This window comes from Sphingomonas sp. PP-CC-1A-547 (assembly GCF_003610375.1).
Lineage (GTDB): Bacteria > Pseudomonadota > Alphaproteobacteria > Sphingomonadales > Sphingomonadaceae > Sphingomonas.
The window spans coordinates 1,186,456-1,202,772 of record NZ_RAPZ01000010.1 but is presented as its reverse complement, the minus strand read 5'-3'; the positions used below and the strand labels follow the sequence as shown (position 1 = coordinate 1,202,772).

General features: G+C 66.0%; 19 protein-coding genes, 1 tRNA gene and 1 pseudogene. 14 read left to right on the top strand and 7 right to left on the bottom strand.

Annotation, left to right across the window (positions count from 1 at the left end):
* Positions 1-18: 18 nt before the first annotated feature.
* The 9 genes and pseudogenes from C8J39_RS06235 (at position 19) to C8J39_RS06195 (ending at position 5,713) form a co-directional block, all read left to right on the top strand.
* Positions 19-95, top strand: a tRNA-Met gene (locus tag C8J39_RS06235).
* A gap of 438 nt (positions 96-533) precedes the next feature.
* On the top strand, positions 534-938 hold the full coding sequence (locus C8J39_RS06230; RefSeq protein ID WP_147420654.1) for a TetR/AcrR family transcriptional regulator: 405 nt from the start codon (positions 534-536) through the stop codon (positions 936-938).
* Positions 939-1,852: 914 nt separating this feature from the next.
* The gene (locus C8J39_RS06225; RefSeq protein ID WP_120299639.1) at positions 1,853-2,116 is read left to right on the top strand and encodes a hypothetical protein; all 264 of its coding nucleotides are present in this window, start codon (positions 1,853-1,855) and stop codon (positions 2,114-2,116) included.
* A complete protein-coding gene (locus tag C8J39_RS06220) occupies positions 2,113-2,646 on the top strand; it encodes a methyltransferase domain-containing protein (RefSeq protein ID WP_243649742.1) in 534 nt (177 codons plus the stop codon). Before C8J39_RS06225 ends, C8J39_RS06220 begins: the two co-directional genes overlap by 4 nt.
* Positions 2,643-2,906, top strand: a complete 264-nt coding sequence (locus C8J39_RS06215; protein ID WP_120299638.1) for a hypothetical protein — start codon at positions 2,643-2,645, stop codon at positions 2,904-2,906. Before C8J39_RS06220 ends, C8J39_RS06215 begins: the two co-directional genes overlap by 4 nt.
* Before the next feature lie 21 nt (positions 2,907-2,927).
* Positions 2,928-4,161 (top strand): annotated as a pseudogene (gene lysA, locus C8J39_RS06210) (diaminopimelate decarboxylase).
* Positions 4,162-4,308: 147 nt separating this feature from the next.
* On the top strand, positions 4,309-4,860 hold the full coding sequence (locus C8J39_RS06205; RefSeq protein WP_120299769.1) for a TspO/MBR family protein: 552 nt from the start codon (positions 4,309-4,311) through the stop codon (positions 4,858-4,860).
* Positions 4,857-5,219 carry a thiol-disulfide oxidoreductase DCC family protein gene (locus C8J39_RS06200; RefSeq protein WP_120299637.1) on the top strand — a complete coding sequence of 121 codons (363 nt, stop codon included), beginning with the start codon at positions 4,857-4,859 and terminating at the stop codon, positions 5,217-5,219. The genes C8J39_RS06205 and C8J39_RS06200 overlap by 4 nt, the downstream gene beginning before the upstream one ends.
* Positions 5,216-5,713: a DUF427 domain-containing protein gene (locus C8J39_RS06195; RefSeq protein WP_120299636.1), complete on the top strand. Its 498-nt coding sequence runs from the start codon at positions 5,216-5,218 to the stop codon at positions 5,711-5,713. Before C8J39_RS06200 ends, C8J39_RS06195 begins: the two co-directional genes overlap by 4 nt.
* 193 nt (positions 5,714-5,906) lie before the next feature.
* Here the strand turns inward: C8J39_RS06195 and C8J39_RS06190 are convergent, their stop codons facing one another.
* Positions 5,907-6,536, bottom strand: coding sequence for a TlpA disulfide reductase family protein (locus tag C8J39_RS06190; protein WP_120299635.1), 630 nt, complete (start codon positions 6,534-6,536; stop codon positions 5,907-5,909).
* A 16-nt stretch (positions 6,537-6,552) separates the two neighbouring features.
* Between C8J39_RS06190 and argH the strand changes: the two genes are divergently transcribed.
* The 5 genes from argH to C8J39_RS06165 are packed head-to-tail and all read left to right on the top strand — an operon-like array spanning position 6,553 to position 11,153.
* Positions 6,553-7,920: an argininosuccinate lyase gene (gene argH, locus C8J39_RS06185; RefSeq protein WP_120299768.1), complete on the top strand. Its 1,368-nt coding sequence runs from the start codon at positions 6,553-6,555 to the stop codon at positions 7,918-7,920.
* On the top strand, positions 7,917-8,159 hold the full coding sequence (locus tag C8J39_RS06180; protein ID WP_056061645.1) for a hypothetical protein: 243 nt from the start codon (positions 7,917-7,919) through the stop codon (positions 8,157-8,159). Before argH ends, C8J39_RS06180 begins: the two co-directional genes overlap by 4 nt.
* 11 nt (positions 8,160-8,170) lie before the next feature.
* A complete protein-coding gene (gene lysA, locus C8J39_RS06175; protein ID WP_120299634.1) occupies positions 8,171-9,433 on the top strand; it encodes a diaminopimelate decarboxylase in 1,263 nt (420 codons plus the stop codon).
* Entirely contained in the window at positions 9,418-10,203 is a 786-nt protein-coding gene (locus C8J39_RS06170) for a bifunctional precorrin-2 dehydrogenase/sirohydrochlorin ferrochelatase (RefSeq protein ID WP_120299633.1), read from the top strand. Before lysA (C8J39_RS06175) ends, C8J39_RS06170 begins: the two co-directional genes overlap by 16 nt.
* Positions 10,200-11,153, top strand: a complete 954-nt coding sequence (locus tag C8J39_RS06165) for a CorA family divalent cation transporter (RefSeq protein WP_120299632.1) — start codon at positions 10,200-10,202, stop codon at positions 11,151-11,153. Before C8J39_RS06170 ends, C8J39_RS06165 begins: the two co-directional genes overlap by 4 nt.
* Positions 11,154-11,156: 3 nt before the next feature.
* Here the strand turns inward: C8J39_RS06165 and C8J39_RS06160 are convergent, their stop codons facing one another.
* From C8J39_RS06160 to fliP, 6 genes are all read right to left on the bottom strand, one after another.
* Positions 11,157-11,555 (bottom strand): flagellar protein FliS, encoded by a 399-nt coding sequence (locus tag C8J39_RS06160; protein ID WP_082441390.1) that lies wholly within the window; start codon positions 11,553-11,555, stop codon positions 11,157-11,159.
* Positions 11,552-12,997: a flagellar filament capping protein FliD gene (gene fliD, locus C8J39_RS06155; RefSeq protein ID WP_120299631.1), complete on the bottom strand. Its 1,446-nt coding sequence runs from the start codon at positions 12,995-12,997 to the stop codon at positions 11,552-11,554. The genes C8J39_RS06160 and fliD overlap by 4 nt, the downstream gene beginning before the upstream one ends.
* Before the next feature lie 57 nt (positions 12,998-13,054).
* On the bottom strand, positions 13,055-14,197 hold the full coding sequence (gene flhB, locus C8J39_RS06150) for a flagellar type III secretion system protein FlhB (RefSeq protein ID WP_120299630.1): 1,143 nt from the start codon (positions 14,195-14,197) through the stop codon (positions 13,055-13,057).
* A 15-nt stretch (positions 14,198-14,212) separates the two neighbouring features.
* Positions 14,213-14,986, bottom strand: coding sequence for a flagellar biosynthetic protein FliR (gene fliR / locus C8J39_RS06145; RefSeq protein WP_120299629.1), 774 nt, complete (start codon positions 14,984-14,986; stop codon positions 14,213-14,215).
* A gap of 127 nt (positions 14,987-15,113) precedes the next feature.
* On the bottom strand, positions 15,114-15,383 hold the full coding sequence (gene fliQ, locus C8J39_RS06140) for a flagellar biosynthesis protein FliQ (RefSeq protein WP_055874447.1): 270 nt from the start codon (positions 15,381-15,383) through the stop codon (positions 15,114-15,116).
* A gap of 3 nt (positions 15,384-15,386) precedes the next feature.
* Complete coding sequence (gene fliP, locus C8J39_RS06135; RefSeq protein WP_243644527.1) at positions 15,387-16,133, bottom strand: flagellar type III secretion system pore protein FliP; 747 nt, start codon at positions 16,131-16,133, stop codon at positions 15,387-15,389.
* Positions 16,134-16,317: the final 184 nt, after the last annotated feature.

The window sequence follows — 16,317 nt, the reverse complement described above, 5'->3', positions numbered from 1 at the left end:
TTCGCAACAGCGAAGTGTCGCGGGGTGGAGCAGCCCGGTAGCTCGTCAGGCTCATAACCTGAAGGTCACAGGTTCAAATCCTGTCCCCGCAACCAACTCTATAGAACTACGATCGCCGCCCTTACGGGCGGCGTTGTCGTTTGTGGCCCAGGCCAGCAAATCCGACACCTTCGCCACCACCTCCGCCTCCGGACCATGCTCGCCGTTCGGGTAGATCGTTACGCTCTCGATGAGTGTCGCGAGGACAGACGCGGCCTCGGAACGGATAGTTACATCGTCTAGGGACGTCCGGAGCGCGGTTACCTTCTGGCTGAAACGCTCCAGCAGAACCGGAGGCGGCAGGATATCCGCGGGTTTGCGCGCCGTCGCGCTGACAGTCTGAGCCGACAGCCGCGCGAGTTCCGCTTCGCGGTCCGAGATCATGTCCATTAGGATGGGACTGACAAGGCCGCCCAGAAGATTTTGCGTGAGGTTGGAAAGCTCCACCTCAAGCAGCGGCGAATTGTGGCTCGTGCCCGACGCGCCCGCCAATAATGACAGAACGTGTTTCAGGCTTACGTCTTCCCCCCGCCTTTCTACAACTGGCAACACAGGCTTCGGAGGCATTCAAGGCGCGTCTGGAGAGGGCCGCCGATCGGAGAGAGGCGGTGGAAGCTATCATCGATATCATCGCCGACTCGGTCTGGGCCGAACCACGCACGTTGCTGCTCAGCTATGAACTCTATGCCTTTGCCGCGCGGCAGCCCCCGGTCACGGCAGTGATGCAACAGTGGATGGACAGCAGCCGCGTCGCGCTCGGTCGCTTTTTCGACCCGCTGACCGCGCGTGCGCTGGATGCACTGATCGAGGGTGTCGGCATCCACAACTCGATCGATGCGGCCCCCCTTAGTCGGGAGGCGATCCGCGTGGTTGTCGAACGAGTTGCAGGGACAAGTTGAGCTACAAACTGCCACGCGAACGCTGAAGAAATGGGGATTCACTATCGCCTCTGGCACGCGCTCGGCGCGTCCGCCTTCAATCTGCACGTCGCAACTGTATTGTATGCCGCGTTCACCTGTTCCAGCCTGACGACGATCAAGGCTATGGTTTCGGCGACATCGTGCCGTTGAGCCGCTGAAGCGCAGCCTGTCCAACTTCGAATTGCTGATCGGACAGTTGTTCTCGCGACGCTGTTAGCGGGCCTGATCGCGCTTCGTCTTGCGCGTAAGGAGCGACCGAAGGGGTAGTGCCGGCCAGGGGCAGCAGGATGACGCCCTTCGCAACTTGACGACTTAACCGAACGCCTTGCCAACACCGAAAACACGTCGCGACGTGGCCATAATGCTGCACCCACGCCGACGCCGCTCCCGAGCGCTTCGTGGCAATAGTCGTCCGATACCAAATAGTGTGTGGCATCGTTCGAGCCGCCATAGGTAAAGCTCGGTTTGGTCGTATCGTGGTCGCAGCCATACAGCGACACTGTGCCGTTGGTTTGGAACAGCCCGCTCTTCGTCGTGATGCCGATGATCCTGACGCTGCGTTGGCTATATTGCGCCGATAGTCGCCACGTCAGTAGCGCTTGGTTTCGCCTTCAGGGGTTGCAGCGCGTGTACTGACCGACAATCCCTCGGCACAGCGCTATCGGGTCGATCGCCGAGCCATGCGCGCCGATTTCCGGTAACCCGTAGTCGGTACCAGCAGGCCAATGCCCCGATGTGTTCATGCGCCTCCGCCCGCCCAAACGCGGTGAAGCGAGGGCAACACTATGCGCGCGCTATGCGATCCGTGGGGATCGATCTCGCAGCGCTATGTCGCGGCTCGTAGATCATGAGCGCGGGCACGACGCTCGTGATACGAAAGGCAATGAGGCGACATGTCGTCTGAAACCATATCGGAACCCGATCCTACCGGGCTCGTCATCTATGTCGGCCAGGATCGCGCAGGGCATTGGCTCGTGCAGGACAGCAGGCGCAATCTCGAAGGGCGTTTCATCTCCTATGGCGCGGCGATGAGCTACGCCCAGGCCGAGCGCGACATCTATCATGCGAGCGTCGAGATCGCCAACGCGCCGCTGATCCCGGTCATTTCGTTCGCGCCCGTCGGGCGCGACGAGCGCGCACTGCGGAGGGCGGCATGACGGAAGCGATGGCAATGAACACGCAAACTCGCCTGAACCGTCTTCACACCGGTCCAAGCCCGAAGATCGCGACCAAAACCGCGATGCCAGGGTCGAAAACCGCGACCCATGATCCGCGTTGGCCGGTCATTGCTGCCGCCCTTGCAGCGTTGCGTGAAGACGGGCGTCACGCGGTCCGCATCGTCGATGCCGATTGCGGCGCGGGCTCGCTCCTCCTGCAAGCGGTGCATCATGCCCGGTCGCTCGGTTTCACGGCGATCGAAGGGCGCGGGATCGACGGATCGCCTGCGCTGATCGGTCGCGCCCGCGCGGCGGCGAACCGTTGCACCAACCTTGCGATCGGCACGACGTTCGAGGTGGCGGACATGGTCACCGCCTTGCTGGAGGAGCACGACCTGCCAGCCGATCTCGTGATCTGTCACGGCATGGCGAAAGACCGGAGGCCGGAGGCGGCGTCGGCGTTGGGGAATGCAGCGCGGATCGTCATCGGCGACGACGCGACGTGGCTTGCCGTCGGTACCGAAGCATGACGAAGCGTGACATCCTATGGCGGGGGATCGGCCTGGCATTGTGCGTGGGCGCGTGCAGCGTTGCGGTTGCAATGGACGGCTCGGCACGCGCGATGCTCGTATTCCCCTTCGCATTGCTGGGCCTGACGCTGGCGATCAACGGCAAGCGGGTCATCATCGCACTTCGCGCCGAACGCCACGGTCATGCACGAACCGCCGAAGTGATCCATGCCGTCCGCGTCCGCCGCTATCGCCGCCGACTCGACCAACCGCATCTCTGACCTCGAGCCTTCAGGATCATCATGACGTATTTCGATCGGCGGGACGGTGTCCTGTGTGCCGAAGGCGTGCCGTTGCCGGTCATAGCCGAAGTCGTCGGTACGCCCGTCCACGTCTATTCGGCGGCTGCACTACGCGACGCGGCCCGGCGTTTCACAGCGGCGCTGTCGATCCTGCCGCGGACGCGGACGGCGTTCGCGGTCAAGGCAAACCCGAACAGCGCGGTGCTGCATCTGCTGGCTGGCTGCGGCTTCGGTGCCGACATCGTCTTGGGTGGAGAGATGCGCCGCGCGCTCGGAGCCGGTATCGCCGCATCGGACATCGTCTTCTCCGGCGTCGGCAAGACCGATCGGGAGCTCGCCGATGCACTCGACGCCGGCATAGGGCAGTTCAACCTCGAGCTCGAGGAGGAGGGGAGGGTGCTCGCCGCGCTTGCCCAGGCGCGTGGCAAGCGGGCGGTCGCGGTATTGCGCATCAATCCCGACATCGATGGCGGCACGCATGCCAAGATCTCTACCGGCCGGCGCGAGAACAAGTTCGGCGTGGCGATCGCCGATGCGCCCGCAATGTACGATCGCCTGTCACGACTCGATGGCCTCGATCTGGTCGGGGTCGCGCTCCACATCGGCAGCCAGCTCCACGATCTTGCTCCGCTGGAGGCCGCGTACGAGCGCATCGGTTCGCTGGTGATCGACCTGAGCGCGCGCGGCCACGGCATAACCCGCGTCGATCTCGGTGGCGGCCTCGGCATCCCCTACCGTGTCGGCGACGTGGTCCCGACGCTCGACGCCTATGCCGCCATGGTGGCTAGGGTGACGCGCGACTGGGATGTCGACCTTATCTTCGAGCCTGGCCGGGTCGTCGCAGGACTCGCCGGCGTCCTGATGACGCGGGTGATCTGGGTAAAGCCCCGGCGCGGACCGCCCCTTCGTCATCGTCGATGCCGCGATGAACGACCTGGCTCGACCAGCGCTATACGATGCCTTCCACCGCTTCGAAGCCGTCGCGCCGGACGGCGAACGCGTGGTCGCGAACATTGCCGGACCGACATGCGAAAGCGGCGACGTGTTCGCGCTCGCCCGCGATATCGACCGGGTCCGCCGCGGCGATCTCGCGGTCTTTCATGCGACCGGGGCGTACGGTGCCGCGATGGCATCGAGCTACAATTGCCGCCCGCTCAGTCCACAGGTCCTGGTCGACGGCGACCATTTCGAGATCGTCGCCGACCGCTTTCTGCCCGAAGAGTTCGCAGCGTAGATCGCATTGAGTCCGAACGGGAAGAGGGCAAGCTGCGGCACCGTGACGCTGCGACGGTAACGATCGCCGCGCTGGCCACGGAACGTCGTGGCTGCTGCTTCGCTGTGATGTCAGCGGGCGGCGTGCCCGGGGATGAGGACGGCGAGCATGACCCAGAAACCAGGCGATGCGATCACGGACGAGCGTGGCGGCGGCCTGTCCCGTCCGGCTGCGCTGGCGGTCGTCGTGGGGGTGCTCGGCGCCAGCGCGGTGCTCGGGCGACGTAACGCGCCCGACCCGTCGCATCCCGGTATTCGCCGCTGGTACAAACGGCTCGACAAACCAGCCTACACGCCGCCCGACGCCGCGTTCGGCGCGGTATGGCCGGTGCTCGAAACTGGCCTCGCGGTCGGGGGCTATCGGTTGTTGCGCCGCCCCGCCGATGCGCCGCGCAACCTCGCGGTCGGACTTTGGTTGCTGAATACCGGCATGGTCGGTGGTTGGACCGAACTGTTCTTCCGACGCAAGGCGCTTGGCCCCAGCGCGGTCGCGTCGGGTGCGATGATCGCCAGCGGTGCCGGCTATGTCGCGGCTGCGGCGAAGGTCGATCGTACCGCGGCGGCCACTGCGGTCCCGTTCGTCGCCTGGCTCGGGTTCGCGACCGTGCTTGCCGAGCGCATCTGGGAGCGGAACCGGTCCGACGGTCCGGGCAAGGCATGACCCGCCTGACGGTCTGGCACGATGGCGGATGTCCGCTGTGCCGACGCGAGATCGCGCTGATGCGCCGTCTCGATCGCCGCGGCGCGATCGATTTCGTCGATGCCAGCAACGACGACACGAGCTGTCCGATCGACCGAGATGCGATGCTGGCACGGTTCCATGCGCGCGAAGGAGACCGGATGCTGTCCGGTGCAGCGGCCTTTGCGGCGATGTGGCGCGCCATTCCGCTGCTGCGACCGCTCGGGCTGGCAGCGCGCAACCCGGTCGTCCTGGCTGGTCTCGAACGGGTGTATCGGGCGTTTCTCCGCGTCCGGCCTCGCTTGCAGTCTTTCGCCCGGAACGTGGATCGCACCGCATGAGGCCGGTCGTTCCCGATACCGCGCGACCGGGCCAGGAAAGCGTTTGGGATTATCCGCGTCCGGCGATCGCGCAGCGCAGCGATCGTCATGTCCTGATCGAGCACCGCGGGTTGACGCTCGCCGACACCCGGCACAGCGTCCGCACGATCGAGACGAGCCATCCGCCCAGCTATTATATCCCGCCCTCGGATATCCTGATGTCGGCGCTCAGGCGTTCAACGCGGCAATCCTTCTGCGAATGGAAGGGCAACGCGGTCTATTACGATGTCGAGATCGCGGGCGATGTCCTGCGCGATGTCGCCTGGACCTATCCGTCGCCGACGCCCGCGTTTGCAGCTTTGCGCGACCACATAGCGTTCTATGCAGGCCCGTTCGACGGGTGCTTCGTCGATGGCGACCGCGTCATCCCACAGCCCGGCGAGTTTTACGGCGGCTGGATCACCGCAGATCTCGCCGGACCGTTCAAGGGCGAGCCGGGTAGCCGCTACTGGTAGGTCGCCGCACGACGACCCGTATGCGCTTGCCCTCCAGTATGGGCGTTACTCGGTTCATCGCATTTCGATGTTGTTTACGCCTTTGGCATAGCCGGACGCGTTAGAGGGGTGTGCCGGCTCGCCATCAACCTTTGGCTCGTCACCAAGGCGGGTCGGCACACCCTGTTCAACATCAATGGGTCGGATCAACGCGTTACGATGCCTCGGCGATCAGCTTTGCGGCGGCGGGCGTGTTCCATTCATAGCCGCCGGTCATCCGCCACACTTCCTTGCCCGCCGAATCGTACAGGATCGTGGTCGGCAGGTTTGCCTGATAGGCAAGGCTAAGACCGAGTTTCGGATCGAGATACGGCTTGAGCGTCGTGAACTTCTTCTCGGCGAAGAACGGCGTCACCTTCTCCGCGCCCTGCATGTCCTGGCTGACCGCGATCACCTGGACCTTGCCGACCAGCGACTTGGCGGCGGCATCGAGCGTAGGCATTTCCGCTACGCACGGCGCGCACCAGGTCGCCCACATGTTGAGCAGCAACGGCTTGCCCTTGAACGATGCGAGCATGACCGACTTGCCGTCTGGCGCGGTGAAGGCGACCGTTGGGCCGGTCTCGCCCTTGTGGCTGCGGTCGAGCTTTTCGGTGCTGGCGGCAGGGCCGGTCATTTCGTCGGGGGCTGGGCCGGACGCGACCTCGTCGGCGGACACGGTATTCGCGGCGACGACGTTTGCTTGCTCCGGCGCGGGCGATTTCCTATCGCAGCCGGCGACCAGCAGGCCCATCCCGAAGAAACAGATGATTGGGCGCGAATTGAACACAGGACGCGAGAACATGGACGGTTCCAATTCGATGTGGGGCGGGCGGTTCGCCGAGGGGCCGGCAGCGGTCATGCGCGAGATAAACGCCTCCATTCCCTTCGACAAGCGGCTCTGGCAGCAGGATATTGCCGGATCGAAGGCGCATGTCGCGATGCTCGGCAAGCAGGGCATCGTTTCGGCGGAGGACGCCGCGACGATCTCGGCGGGGCTCGACACGGTGGCGGCGCATTATGCCGAGCACGGTGTCGAGGAGGATCTGGTCCTCGAAGACATCCACATGCAGACCGAGGCTCGGCTCGCCGATGCGATCGGCCCGGTCGCGGGACGGCTGCATACCGCACGCTCGCGCAACGATCAGGTCGCGACCGATTTTCGCCTTTGGGTACGCGATGCGATCGACCAGGCGCTGGCGGCGCTCGGCGGGTTCCAGGCCGCGCTTCTCGCGCGGGCGGAAGAGCATGCGGCGAGCGTGATGCCAGGCTTCACGCATTTGCAGTCCGCGCAGCCGGTGACGCTGGGGCATCATCTGATGGCGTATCACGCGATGATTTCGCGTGACGTCGGGCGGTTCGCGGATGCCCGCGCAAGGATGAACCGATCGCCGCTGGGCTCGGCTGCGTTGGCGGGCACGGGTTTCCCGATCGACCGCGCGATGACTGCCGAGGCGCTCGGCTTCGACGGGCCGATGACCAATTCGCTCGACGGCGTGAGCGACCGCGATTTCGCGATCGAGTATCTGACCGCCGCGACGCAGACTTCGCTGCATCTGTCGCGGCTCGCGGAGGAGTTCGTGCTGTGGGCGTCGCAGTCGTTCGGCTTCGTGGCACTGAGCGATCAATGGTCGACCGGCAGCTCGATTATGCCGCAGAAGCGCAATCCCGACGCGGCCGAACTAGTGCGCGGGCATGCCGGGCGTATCCTTGGCTGCATGACCGCGCTGATGGTGACGATGAAGGGCCTGCCGCTGGCCTATTCGAAGGACATGCAGGACGACAAGCCGCCGGTGTTCGAGGCGCACGACCTGCTCGCGCTGTCGATCGCGGCGATGACCGGGATGGTCGAGAGCGCGACGTTCCGCACCGATCGGATGCGCGGGCTGGCCGAGAGCGGCTTTGCGACCGCGACGGACCTCGCCGACTGGCTGGTACGCGAGGCGGGGCTCCCGTTCCGCGAGGCACACCATGTGACAGGGCGCGCGGTGAAGCTTGCGGAAGAGCGCAAGGTCGCGCTCGACGCGTTGCCGATCGAGGACCTGAAGGCAATCGATGCGCGGATCGACGAACGCGTGTACGGCGTGCTCTCGGTCGATGCGTCGGTCGCCAGCCGGACCAGCTTCGGCGGCACCGCGCCCGACAATGTGCGCGCTGCGATCCGTGCAGCTCGGGGGGAAACGGCATGAAACGGCTCTTTGGCATCGTGGGATTGGCACTGGCCCTGTCGGGTTGCGGCGCAGCGGATGGGCTCGTCCCGGCGGAAGGCAAGACGCTCCCGATTGCGCCGTACGGTGCGAAAACGCCGCCGACTCCCGAGCAGTTGCTGACCCCCACGACACAGCAACGCCCCCAGCGCAGCGACGAGCTGCTCACCACGTCCCAGCCGCGCCGCAGCGACGAGTTCGACCTGCCGCCGCCGAATTGAAGACCTGAACCATGGATCACTTCGCCTATCGTGACGGTGTCATGCACGCCGAGGACGTCGCCCTGCCGGCGATCGCCGAGGCCGTCGGCACGCCCGTCTACGTCTATTCGACCGCCACCTTCCGCCGCCATGCGCAGGTGTTTCGCGACGCGCTGAAGGGCGCCGGGCGTGTCCACCTGGCCTATGCGATCAAGGCTAACCCCAACGTCGCGGTGCTGCGCGTGCTCGCCGACGAGGGATACGGCGCCGACGTCGTCTCCGCGGGCGAGATGCAGCGCGCGCTGGCGGCGGGCATTCCGGCGTCGGACATCGTGTTCTCGGGCGTTGGTAAGACGCGGCGCGAACTGGCGCAGGCGCTCGATGCGGGGATCGGCCAGTTCAATCTCGAGCTGGAGGAGGAGGGCGAAGTCCTTGCCGCGCTCGCCCATGCGCGCGGCGAACGCGCGCCGGCGGTGCTGCGCGTGAACCCCGACGTCGATGCGGGAACACACGCAAAGATCTCGACCGGGCGCAAGGAGAACAAGTTCGGCGTCGCGATCGACCAGGCTGTGGCGATGTTCGACCGTCTGTCGAAGCATGACGGGCTCGACCTGCGCGGTGTCGCGATCCACATCGGCAGCCAGCTCGCCGATCTTGCGCCGCTCGAGGCCGCCTATGCGCGGATCGGCGAGCTGGTCGCGGAACTTCGCGCGGCGGGTCACACGATCAGCCGCGTCGATCTCGGCGGTGGCCTCGGCGTACCATACAAGCCCGGCGATGTGTTGCCGAGCCCGGCCGAGTATGGCGCGATGGTCGCGCGCGCGACCGCCGACTGGGACGTCGAGCTCATGTTCGAGCCCGGTCGCGTGATCGCGGGCAATGCCGGCGTGCTGCTGACCGAAGTGATCTGGGTAAAGCCGGGCGTCGTGAACCCGTACGTCATCGTCGATGCGGCAATGAACGACCTCGCGCGCGTCGCCATGTACGACGCGTATCACGATTTTGTCGCGGTCGAGCCGACCGGCGAACGCATGACCGCCAACATCGCCGGCCCGGTATGCGAGACCGGCGACACCTTCGCGATGGGCCGCGATATCGACGCGGTGAAGTCGGGCGATCTCGGCATCTTCCGGACTGCCGGCGCGTACGGCGCGACGATGGCTTCGACCTACAACAGCCGCGCGCTGGTGCCCGAGGTGCTGGTCGACGGCGACCGGTTCGCGGTAGTCGCGGACCGCATCCACCCGGAGACGATCCTGGCCGCCGAACGCGTGCCCGAATGGCTCAAGCGGTGATACTCCAGAGCCTGCCGCTGTTCGTGAGGCTGGCAGGGCGCCCGGTCATTCTGCTCGGCGAGGGCGAGGCGGCGGATGCGAAGCGGCGGTTGCTCGATCGTGCCGGCGCGGATGTCGTCGGCGAAGATGCTGCGGCGTCACTCGCGATCGTCGCGATCGACGACGAGGACGAAGCGCTGGCGGCAGTCGCGCGGCTGAAGGCGCGCGGCATCCTCGTCAACGCGGTCGACCGTTCCGCATTGTGCGACTTCACGCTGCCCGCGATCGTCGATCGCGCGCCGGTGCTCATCGCGATCGGCACCAGCGGCGTGTCGGCCGGGCTGGCGGCGGCGTTACGGCAGCGACTGGAGGCACTGATCCCCGCCGATCTCGGCAAGCTCGCGTTGGCGTTGCAGGCTGCGCGGGGGGCCTTGCGAAAGCGCTGGCCCGATATGGGGGAGCGCCGCCGTGCGCTGGCGACGGCGATGGGTGCGGGCGGCATGCTCGATCCGCTATCGCCGACGCATGACGTCGACGCATGGCTGGCCCCGACCGCTGCGCCCGCTGCAAAGCGCGACGTGGCGATAACCCTCGTTCTCCTGTCCGACGATCCCGAGGACCTGACGCTCCGCCAGGCACGCGCGCTCGCCAGCGCCGACCGGGTCTATCATGGCCCTGACGTCCCCGCGGCGATCCTCGACCGCGCGCGCGCCGATGCCGCGCGGCTGTGCGAGGCGATGCCCGCCGATCCCGGCACCGGCCTGTCAGTCGAAGTCGAGATGGCCTTGTGAGCGGTTTTGCCTTCCGGATCGTCGATGGGGAGGCCACGCGTGTCGACGTCAAGGAGGCACTCGATTATACCACCGACCTCGTCTGGGTGCATTTGTCGACCACCGCCGAACATGCGCAGACCTGGCTGCGCGACGAGGCCAAGCTGCTCGACTATGTCGTCGACGCGCTGACCGCGACCGAGACTCGACCGCGCTGCGAGGCGGTCGGCGATGGTGCGTTCCTCAACTTGCGTGGGCGATCGAAGGAGGAACTCGATACGTCCGACATGCTCGCGTCGGTGCGGATCTGGGCAGTGAGGGGCCGTGTGTATTCGGTCACACGGAAGCCGTTGATCGCGGTCGCCGAGGTGGAGAAGATGGTCGAGCGTGGTGAGATTCGCGATCCTGGCGACCTGATCGCCGCGTTCGCGACCGCGATCACTGCCGACCTCGACCCCGACGTCGCGCAACTCGGTGACGAACTCGACGATTGCGAGGAGCAACTCGACGCCAACCGCGTATTCGAATTGCGCCGCACGGTCAGCAAGGTGCGCGTCGCGGCGATCGGCTACAAACGCTTCCTCAGTCCGCAACGCGCGGCGCTGGAGAAGCTGGCCGCGCTACCCGGCGACTGGCTGGCGGACGATGATCGACTGCATCTCTCGGCAGCGGCGGATCGCGCGGCGCGGATGGCGGAGGAACTGGAGTCGATCCGCGAGCGCTCGGCGCTGGTCCACGAGACGTTGACCGACCTGCGCGCCGAACAGATCGACAACCGCTCGCTGATCATCTCGATCGCGGCGATGGTGTTCCTGCCGCTGACGTTCCTGACCGGGCTGTACGGCATGAACGTGAAGGGCCTGCCCTATGCCGAGGAACCGTGGGCGTTCGATGCGATCGCCGGAGCCTGCGTGCTGATCGCGGTCGGTGTCGTGGCCTATTTCGCCATGCGACACTGGTTCAAGCGGTAGCGTTTACGCGGCGCTAGCGGTCCGCCACGCCTGCGCGATCTCGTCGAGCATGTCGGCGGAGTCGCGGAACGGCTGTGGGTCGTGGCCCAGCGAGGCGTTGATCACGGTTTTCCGCGCGCCGCCATATAGTCGCGCGAGCGTTTCCGAGACCTGGCCACCTTTCTCGAAGTCGAGCCCGGCTTCGAGGGCGAACAGGATTGCGGTGGCGCGGGTGATGCGCTCGCTCTTGATCGCGAACTTGCGCTTTTCGCAGGCCCAGGCGGCGGCGCGCAGGGCGGCGACCAGTTCCTTGTAGAGCAACTGGACGAGCGCAGGGCCGTCGGCGGTAGCGGTCTGGCCGACCGCGTCGATCTGGCGATAGGTCGCGAACGGGTCGCGCATCAACGTGCTGGCGTAGGTCACGAATCCTTGTTCCACGCGGCAATCTGATTGGTGAGGAAGGTCTGCGTCGATTTATACGCCGACACGCGCGAATTCATGCTGGCATATTGCTGCGTCAGGCGCGTGGTCAGCTGCGCGGACTGGTCGGTGACCTTGTCCTGCTGCTTGGCGACATCGGCCTCCGCCGCGGTGTAGCGCACGGTCGACGCGCCGAGACCGGTCACCGTGCTGGTCGCGCTGGTGGTCAACGCCGTCAGCGTCGCGGACAGGCCGAGCGCGTTGGTGCCGGACGGCGCGAACATCGCCTCGATCGTGTCGGGGTTCGCCGCAAGCTGCTTGGCGAGCAGCGCGGAATCGACCCGTAGCGTCCCATCGGTGTTGGTGGCGACGCCGATCTCCGACAGCGACCGCGGAAGCCCGGCGATCGCGCCACCGACCAGCGGCTTCGACACCAGGGCCTGCAACGACCGCAGCAGCGATTTCGCGGCGGGATCCGCACGAAGGTTGCCGGTGATCGGATCGGTCTGTTCGGTGATCGTCTTCAGGACCTCGTTATAGGTCGTGACGACATCGTTGACCGCTTGCGTCAGCGCGTCGGTCGGGGGCGTGCTGGTAAGCAAAACGGGGACGGTGGATATGCCGTTGAGCTGGAGCGTCACGCCGGTGACTAGATCGCTCACGGTGTTGCCTGGGCGCTCGACGGCGATCCCGTCAACGGTCAACTGTGCGTTCTGCGCGGTGGAGACGAGGCTGGTCTTCGTCGCCGTGCTGCCGCCGATGTCGAGCGCGTCGCCCTTCTCTCCCTTAAGCGTGAAGGCGTTGGCGCTGCCGGTCGTGCCCTTGACCGAGAGATACGCGCCGCCGTTCGCGTCGGTGACGACCGAGGCGGTGACCCCGGTCTTAGACGCGTTGATACCCGCGGCGATCGCGTCGATGCTGCCGTCGCCGACGTCGATCACGGTGTCCTTGCCGCCGATGTTCAGCGTCAGCGCACCGGTGCCAAGCGATGTCGCGCGATCCTCGGCGTCGACGGCGGTCGTCGTCCGCGCGACCTGCCCGGTGGCGAGGCGCGTCACCGTGATGCTCGACGACAGCCCCGACAATTTGGCACCCGATTGCGCGGTGGCGGACAGGATCGCACCGTTCGAGCTGGCCGGTTGTGTCTGCAGGCTGCCGCCCTTCACCAGATTGGCGAGCGCGGTCGAAAAGCCGGTCATCGTGCTCTTGAGCGTACCGACGCCCGAGATCTGCGCGGTGAGCGTGTCGGACTTGGTCTTCAACGCGGCCGTCCGTGCGGCGAACTGCGCGGAGACGAGCGAGGTGACCAACGTGCCGGTATCGACGCCGGAGCCCGCGCTCAGCCCCTTCAGCAGTGCCTGCGTCGCGTCGTTGACGGCACTTTGCGCGGTAGGCGTGGGTGTCGGGGTCGGTGTGGCGGTCGTGCTGGTGGTCGAAGTTACCATCGTGAAATCCCTGCACGTGCGCGCTCGTCAGTAAGAACGGCCGGGCGGTGCGAATGTTTAGGCCTGTTTCATGCCGTTTTCGTCGAACCGCGCATCCTTCGGCACGGTGACGAAGGGCTGGACTCCGGGCGTGGTCCCGCCCGCCGCCGCGTTCAGCCCGAACACGAACGCCAGCACCGTGGCGATCGCGGTGTACAGGTCGTCGCGGACTTCCTGCCCCTCCTTGCTGGTGTAGTAGACCGCGCGCGCCAGCACCGGATATTCGAGGATCGGCACGCGGCCTTCGCCGGCCAGTTCGCGGATCGCCAGCGCGGTCGCACCGCGCCCCTTGGCGACCACCACCGGCACCTGGTCCCTGCCACGATCATAGCGCAGCGCCACCGCAAAGTGCGTCGGGTTGGTCAGCACGACATGCGCCTCCGCAACCGACTTCCGCAGGCCACCGCTCGCCATCGCACGCATCTTCGCCCGCATCTGACCCTTCGCTTCGCCATTGCCCTCGGTCGACTTGTGCTCGTCCTTTACCTCCTGCTTCGACATCCGCATCTTGCCGAGCCGGCGGATGATCTGGATCGGCAGGTCGATGCCGGCGATCGCGCACAGCCCGAACGCCATCGCGATCAGGATGCCCTTGAAGATCCCACCCAGCGTCGACAGCGCCTGGTTGAGATCGGCGGACGAGGCGAGGCCCATCGTCGAATGCGCGGCGTTCCACAGCATCCAGCCGCCGATCGTGCCGAGCAGGATGACTTTGAGCAGCGACTTGCCAAGCTCGATCCAGCCGTTCGTACCGAAGATGCGCTTGAGCCCCGCCGCCGGATCGACACGGCTGTATTTGGGTGCGAGCAGACCGCCGTTGAAGCCGAGCGAACCGAGCCCCGCCTGGCTCAGGATCGCCGCGCCGATGCTGACGATGAACAGGGTTATGAGCGATGGCGCGAGCTTGCCGCCGGCCTCCATCAGCGGGCGCCACGGCGAAAAATCCTCGACGTCGGCGTGCGTGAACTGGAAGCTCGAGCTCATGATCGCCTTGCACGCGGTGATCAGCGTGGGGCCGGCGTAGATCAGCCAGGCGACCCCGGCGAGCATGCTCAGCGCGGTCGCGAAATCGCGCGATTTTAGGATGTCGCCCTTCTCGACCGCATCCTTCTTGCGCTTGGCGGTTGGTGCTTCGGTTTTTTCGCCCGAATCTTCAGACATGGGCATCCTCCGACATCAGCCGAGCACCAGGTTTTCGGTGGCGGCGAGACCTTCGCGGACGATGACGAGCATGTAGTCACCCATCGTCGGGAACGCGATCGCCAGCGTGACGACGCCGACCGCGAGGCTGGCGGGGAGGCCGACCGCGAACAGGTTGAGCGAGGGCGCGGCACGGCTCAGCATGCCGACGACGATGTTGAGGCAGAGCAGCAGGAAGCCGACCGGGAGCGCAAGCAGCAGGCCGGCGAGGAACGCATAGCCACCGAAGAACGCGATCGCCTTCAACCGCTCGATGCCGATCCACGCGGCGCCGGGGGGGAGGACGTCATAGCTCTTCGCCAGCAGGTCGATCAGGATCAGGTGGCCGTCGACCGACAGGAACAGCAGCGTCAGCATGATCGAGAAGAACTGGCCGAGCGCGGGGGAGGACTTGCCGTTCTGCGGATCGATCGAGGACGCGAAACCGAGCCCCATCGCGCCGCCGATCACTTCGGCCGCGATCATCGGTGCGGCGAACGCGATCTGAAGCACGAAGCCGAGCGCGAGGCCGACGAGCGCTTCGGCGGCGGCGGAGAGGATCGTGGAGACCGCAAAGATGTTCTGCGGCGGTACGATCGGATGCGCGGCAAGCACGAGAAACCCGATCGCGCCCGACAGCGTGACGCGCACGGTCAGCGGGATCGACACGGACCCGAACACCGGCGCGGCGATGAACGTCGCACCGATGCGGATCATCACGAACACGAGCGCCCAGAGCTGCGGCTCGATGCTGAGCCCGAAGCCTAGCACTGTAAAATCCCCCTCCCGCTTGCGGGAGGGGTCAGGGGAGGGCGCAACGTACGTACTGGCGTCCGGTTGGTGGGGCACGCCCCTCCCCCGACCCCTCCCACAGGCGGAAGGGGAGCAGCAAGTGCGCTCATTTTACCAGATCCGGAATACGCTCGAAGATCCCGATCGTGAAATCGCTCAGCAACCCCAGGATCAAGCTCCCGAAGATCAGGATCGACACAGCGACCACCACCAGCTTGGGCACGAACGACAAGGTCTGCTCGTTGATCGACGTCGCCGCCTGGATCATCCCCAGGATCAGGCCCGCGAGCAGCGCCGGGATCAGGATCGGCGCACTGGCGAGCGCCAGCACCCACATCGTCTGATTGGCGACGGTCAGGAAATATTGCGCGTCCATTGGTCAGGTCGCGAACGAGTTGGCGAGGCTGCCCATCGTCAGCGCCCAGCCGTCGACCAGCACGAACAGCAGCAGCTTGAACGGCATCGAGATGATCGTCGGGCTCAGCATCGCCATGCCGAGCGACATCAGCACAGTCGCGACGACCAGATCGATGACGATGAACGGCAGGAAGATCAGGAAGCCGATCTGGAACGCGGTCTTCAGCTCGGACGTGACGAACGCGGGCAGCAGCACCGAGAAGGGGATGTCGGTCGGCGTCGCGTAGGGCCCGGACTTTGCGATCTGCGCAAACATAGTGACGTCCTTGATCCGCGTCTGCTTGACCATGAACGCGTGCAGGGGCACGCCAGCCGTCGTGATCATCTGCGTGCCGGCGAGCTGTCCGGCGGCATAGGGCTGGATCGCGGTCGTGTTGATCTGGCTGATCGTCGGCGCCATGATGAAGAAGCTGAGGAACAGCGACAGCCCGAGCAGCACCTGGTTCGGCGGCGTCTGCTGCAGCCCGAGCGCCTGGCGCAGGATCGCGAGCACGATGATGATCCGCGTGAAGCTGGTCATCATCAGCAGGATGCCCGGGAGGACCGTGAGCAGTCCCATGATGATGAGGACTTGCAGGCTGAGCGAGAGTGAGCCGCTCTGGCCGGTATTGCCCGCGGCCTGACCACCGAGCTGGCCGAGTGCGCGATCGACCGCGTCGCCGACGGCGGGGCTGGTCGGGGCGGGGACGCCTTGCGCGAAGGCGGGCATCGCGAGGAATAGCGCGAGGAGGAGAGCGAGCCCTATCCACACTAAACTGTTTCCCCGCGAACGCGGGGATCCAGGGTTAGGGAGCGCTTCGTTCGGGGCTCCTGGATTCCCGCGTTCGCGGGAAAACGGGGAGCGCTTCGGCGCGGTAAACAGGGCAGGGCCCGAGCCTTTGCGCGTCACCGTC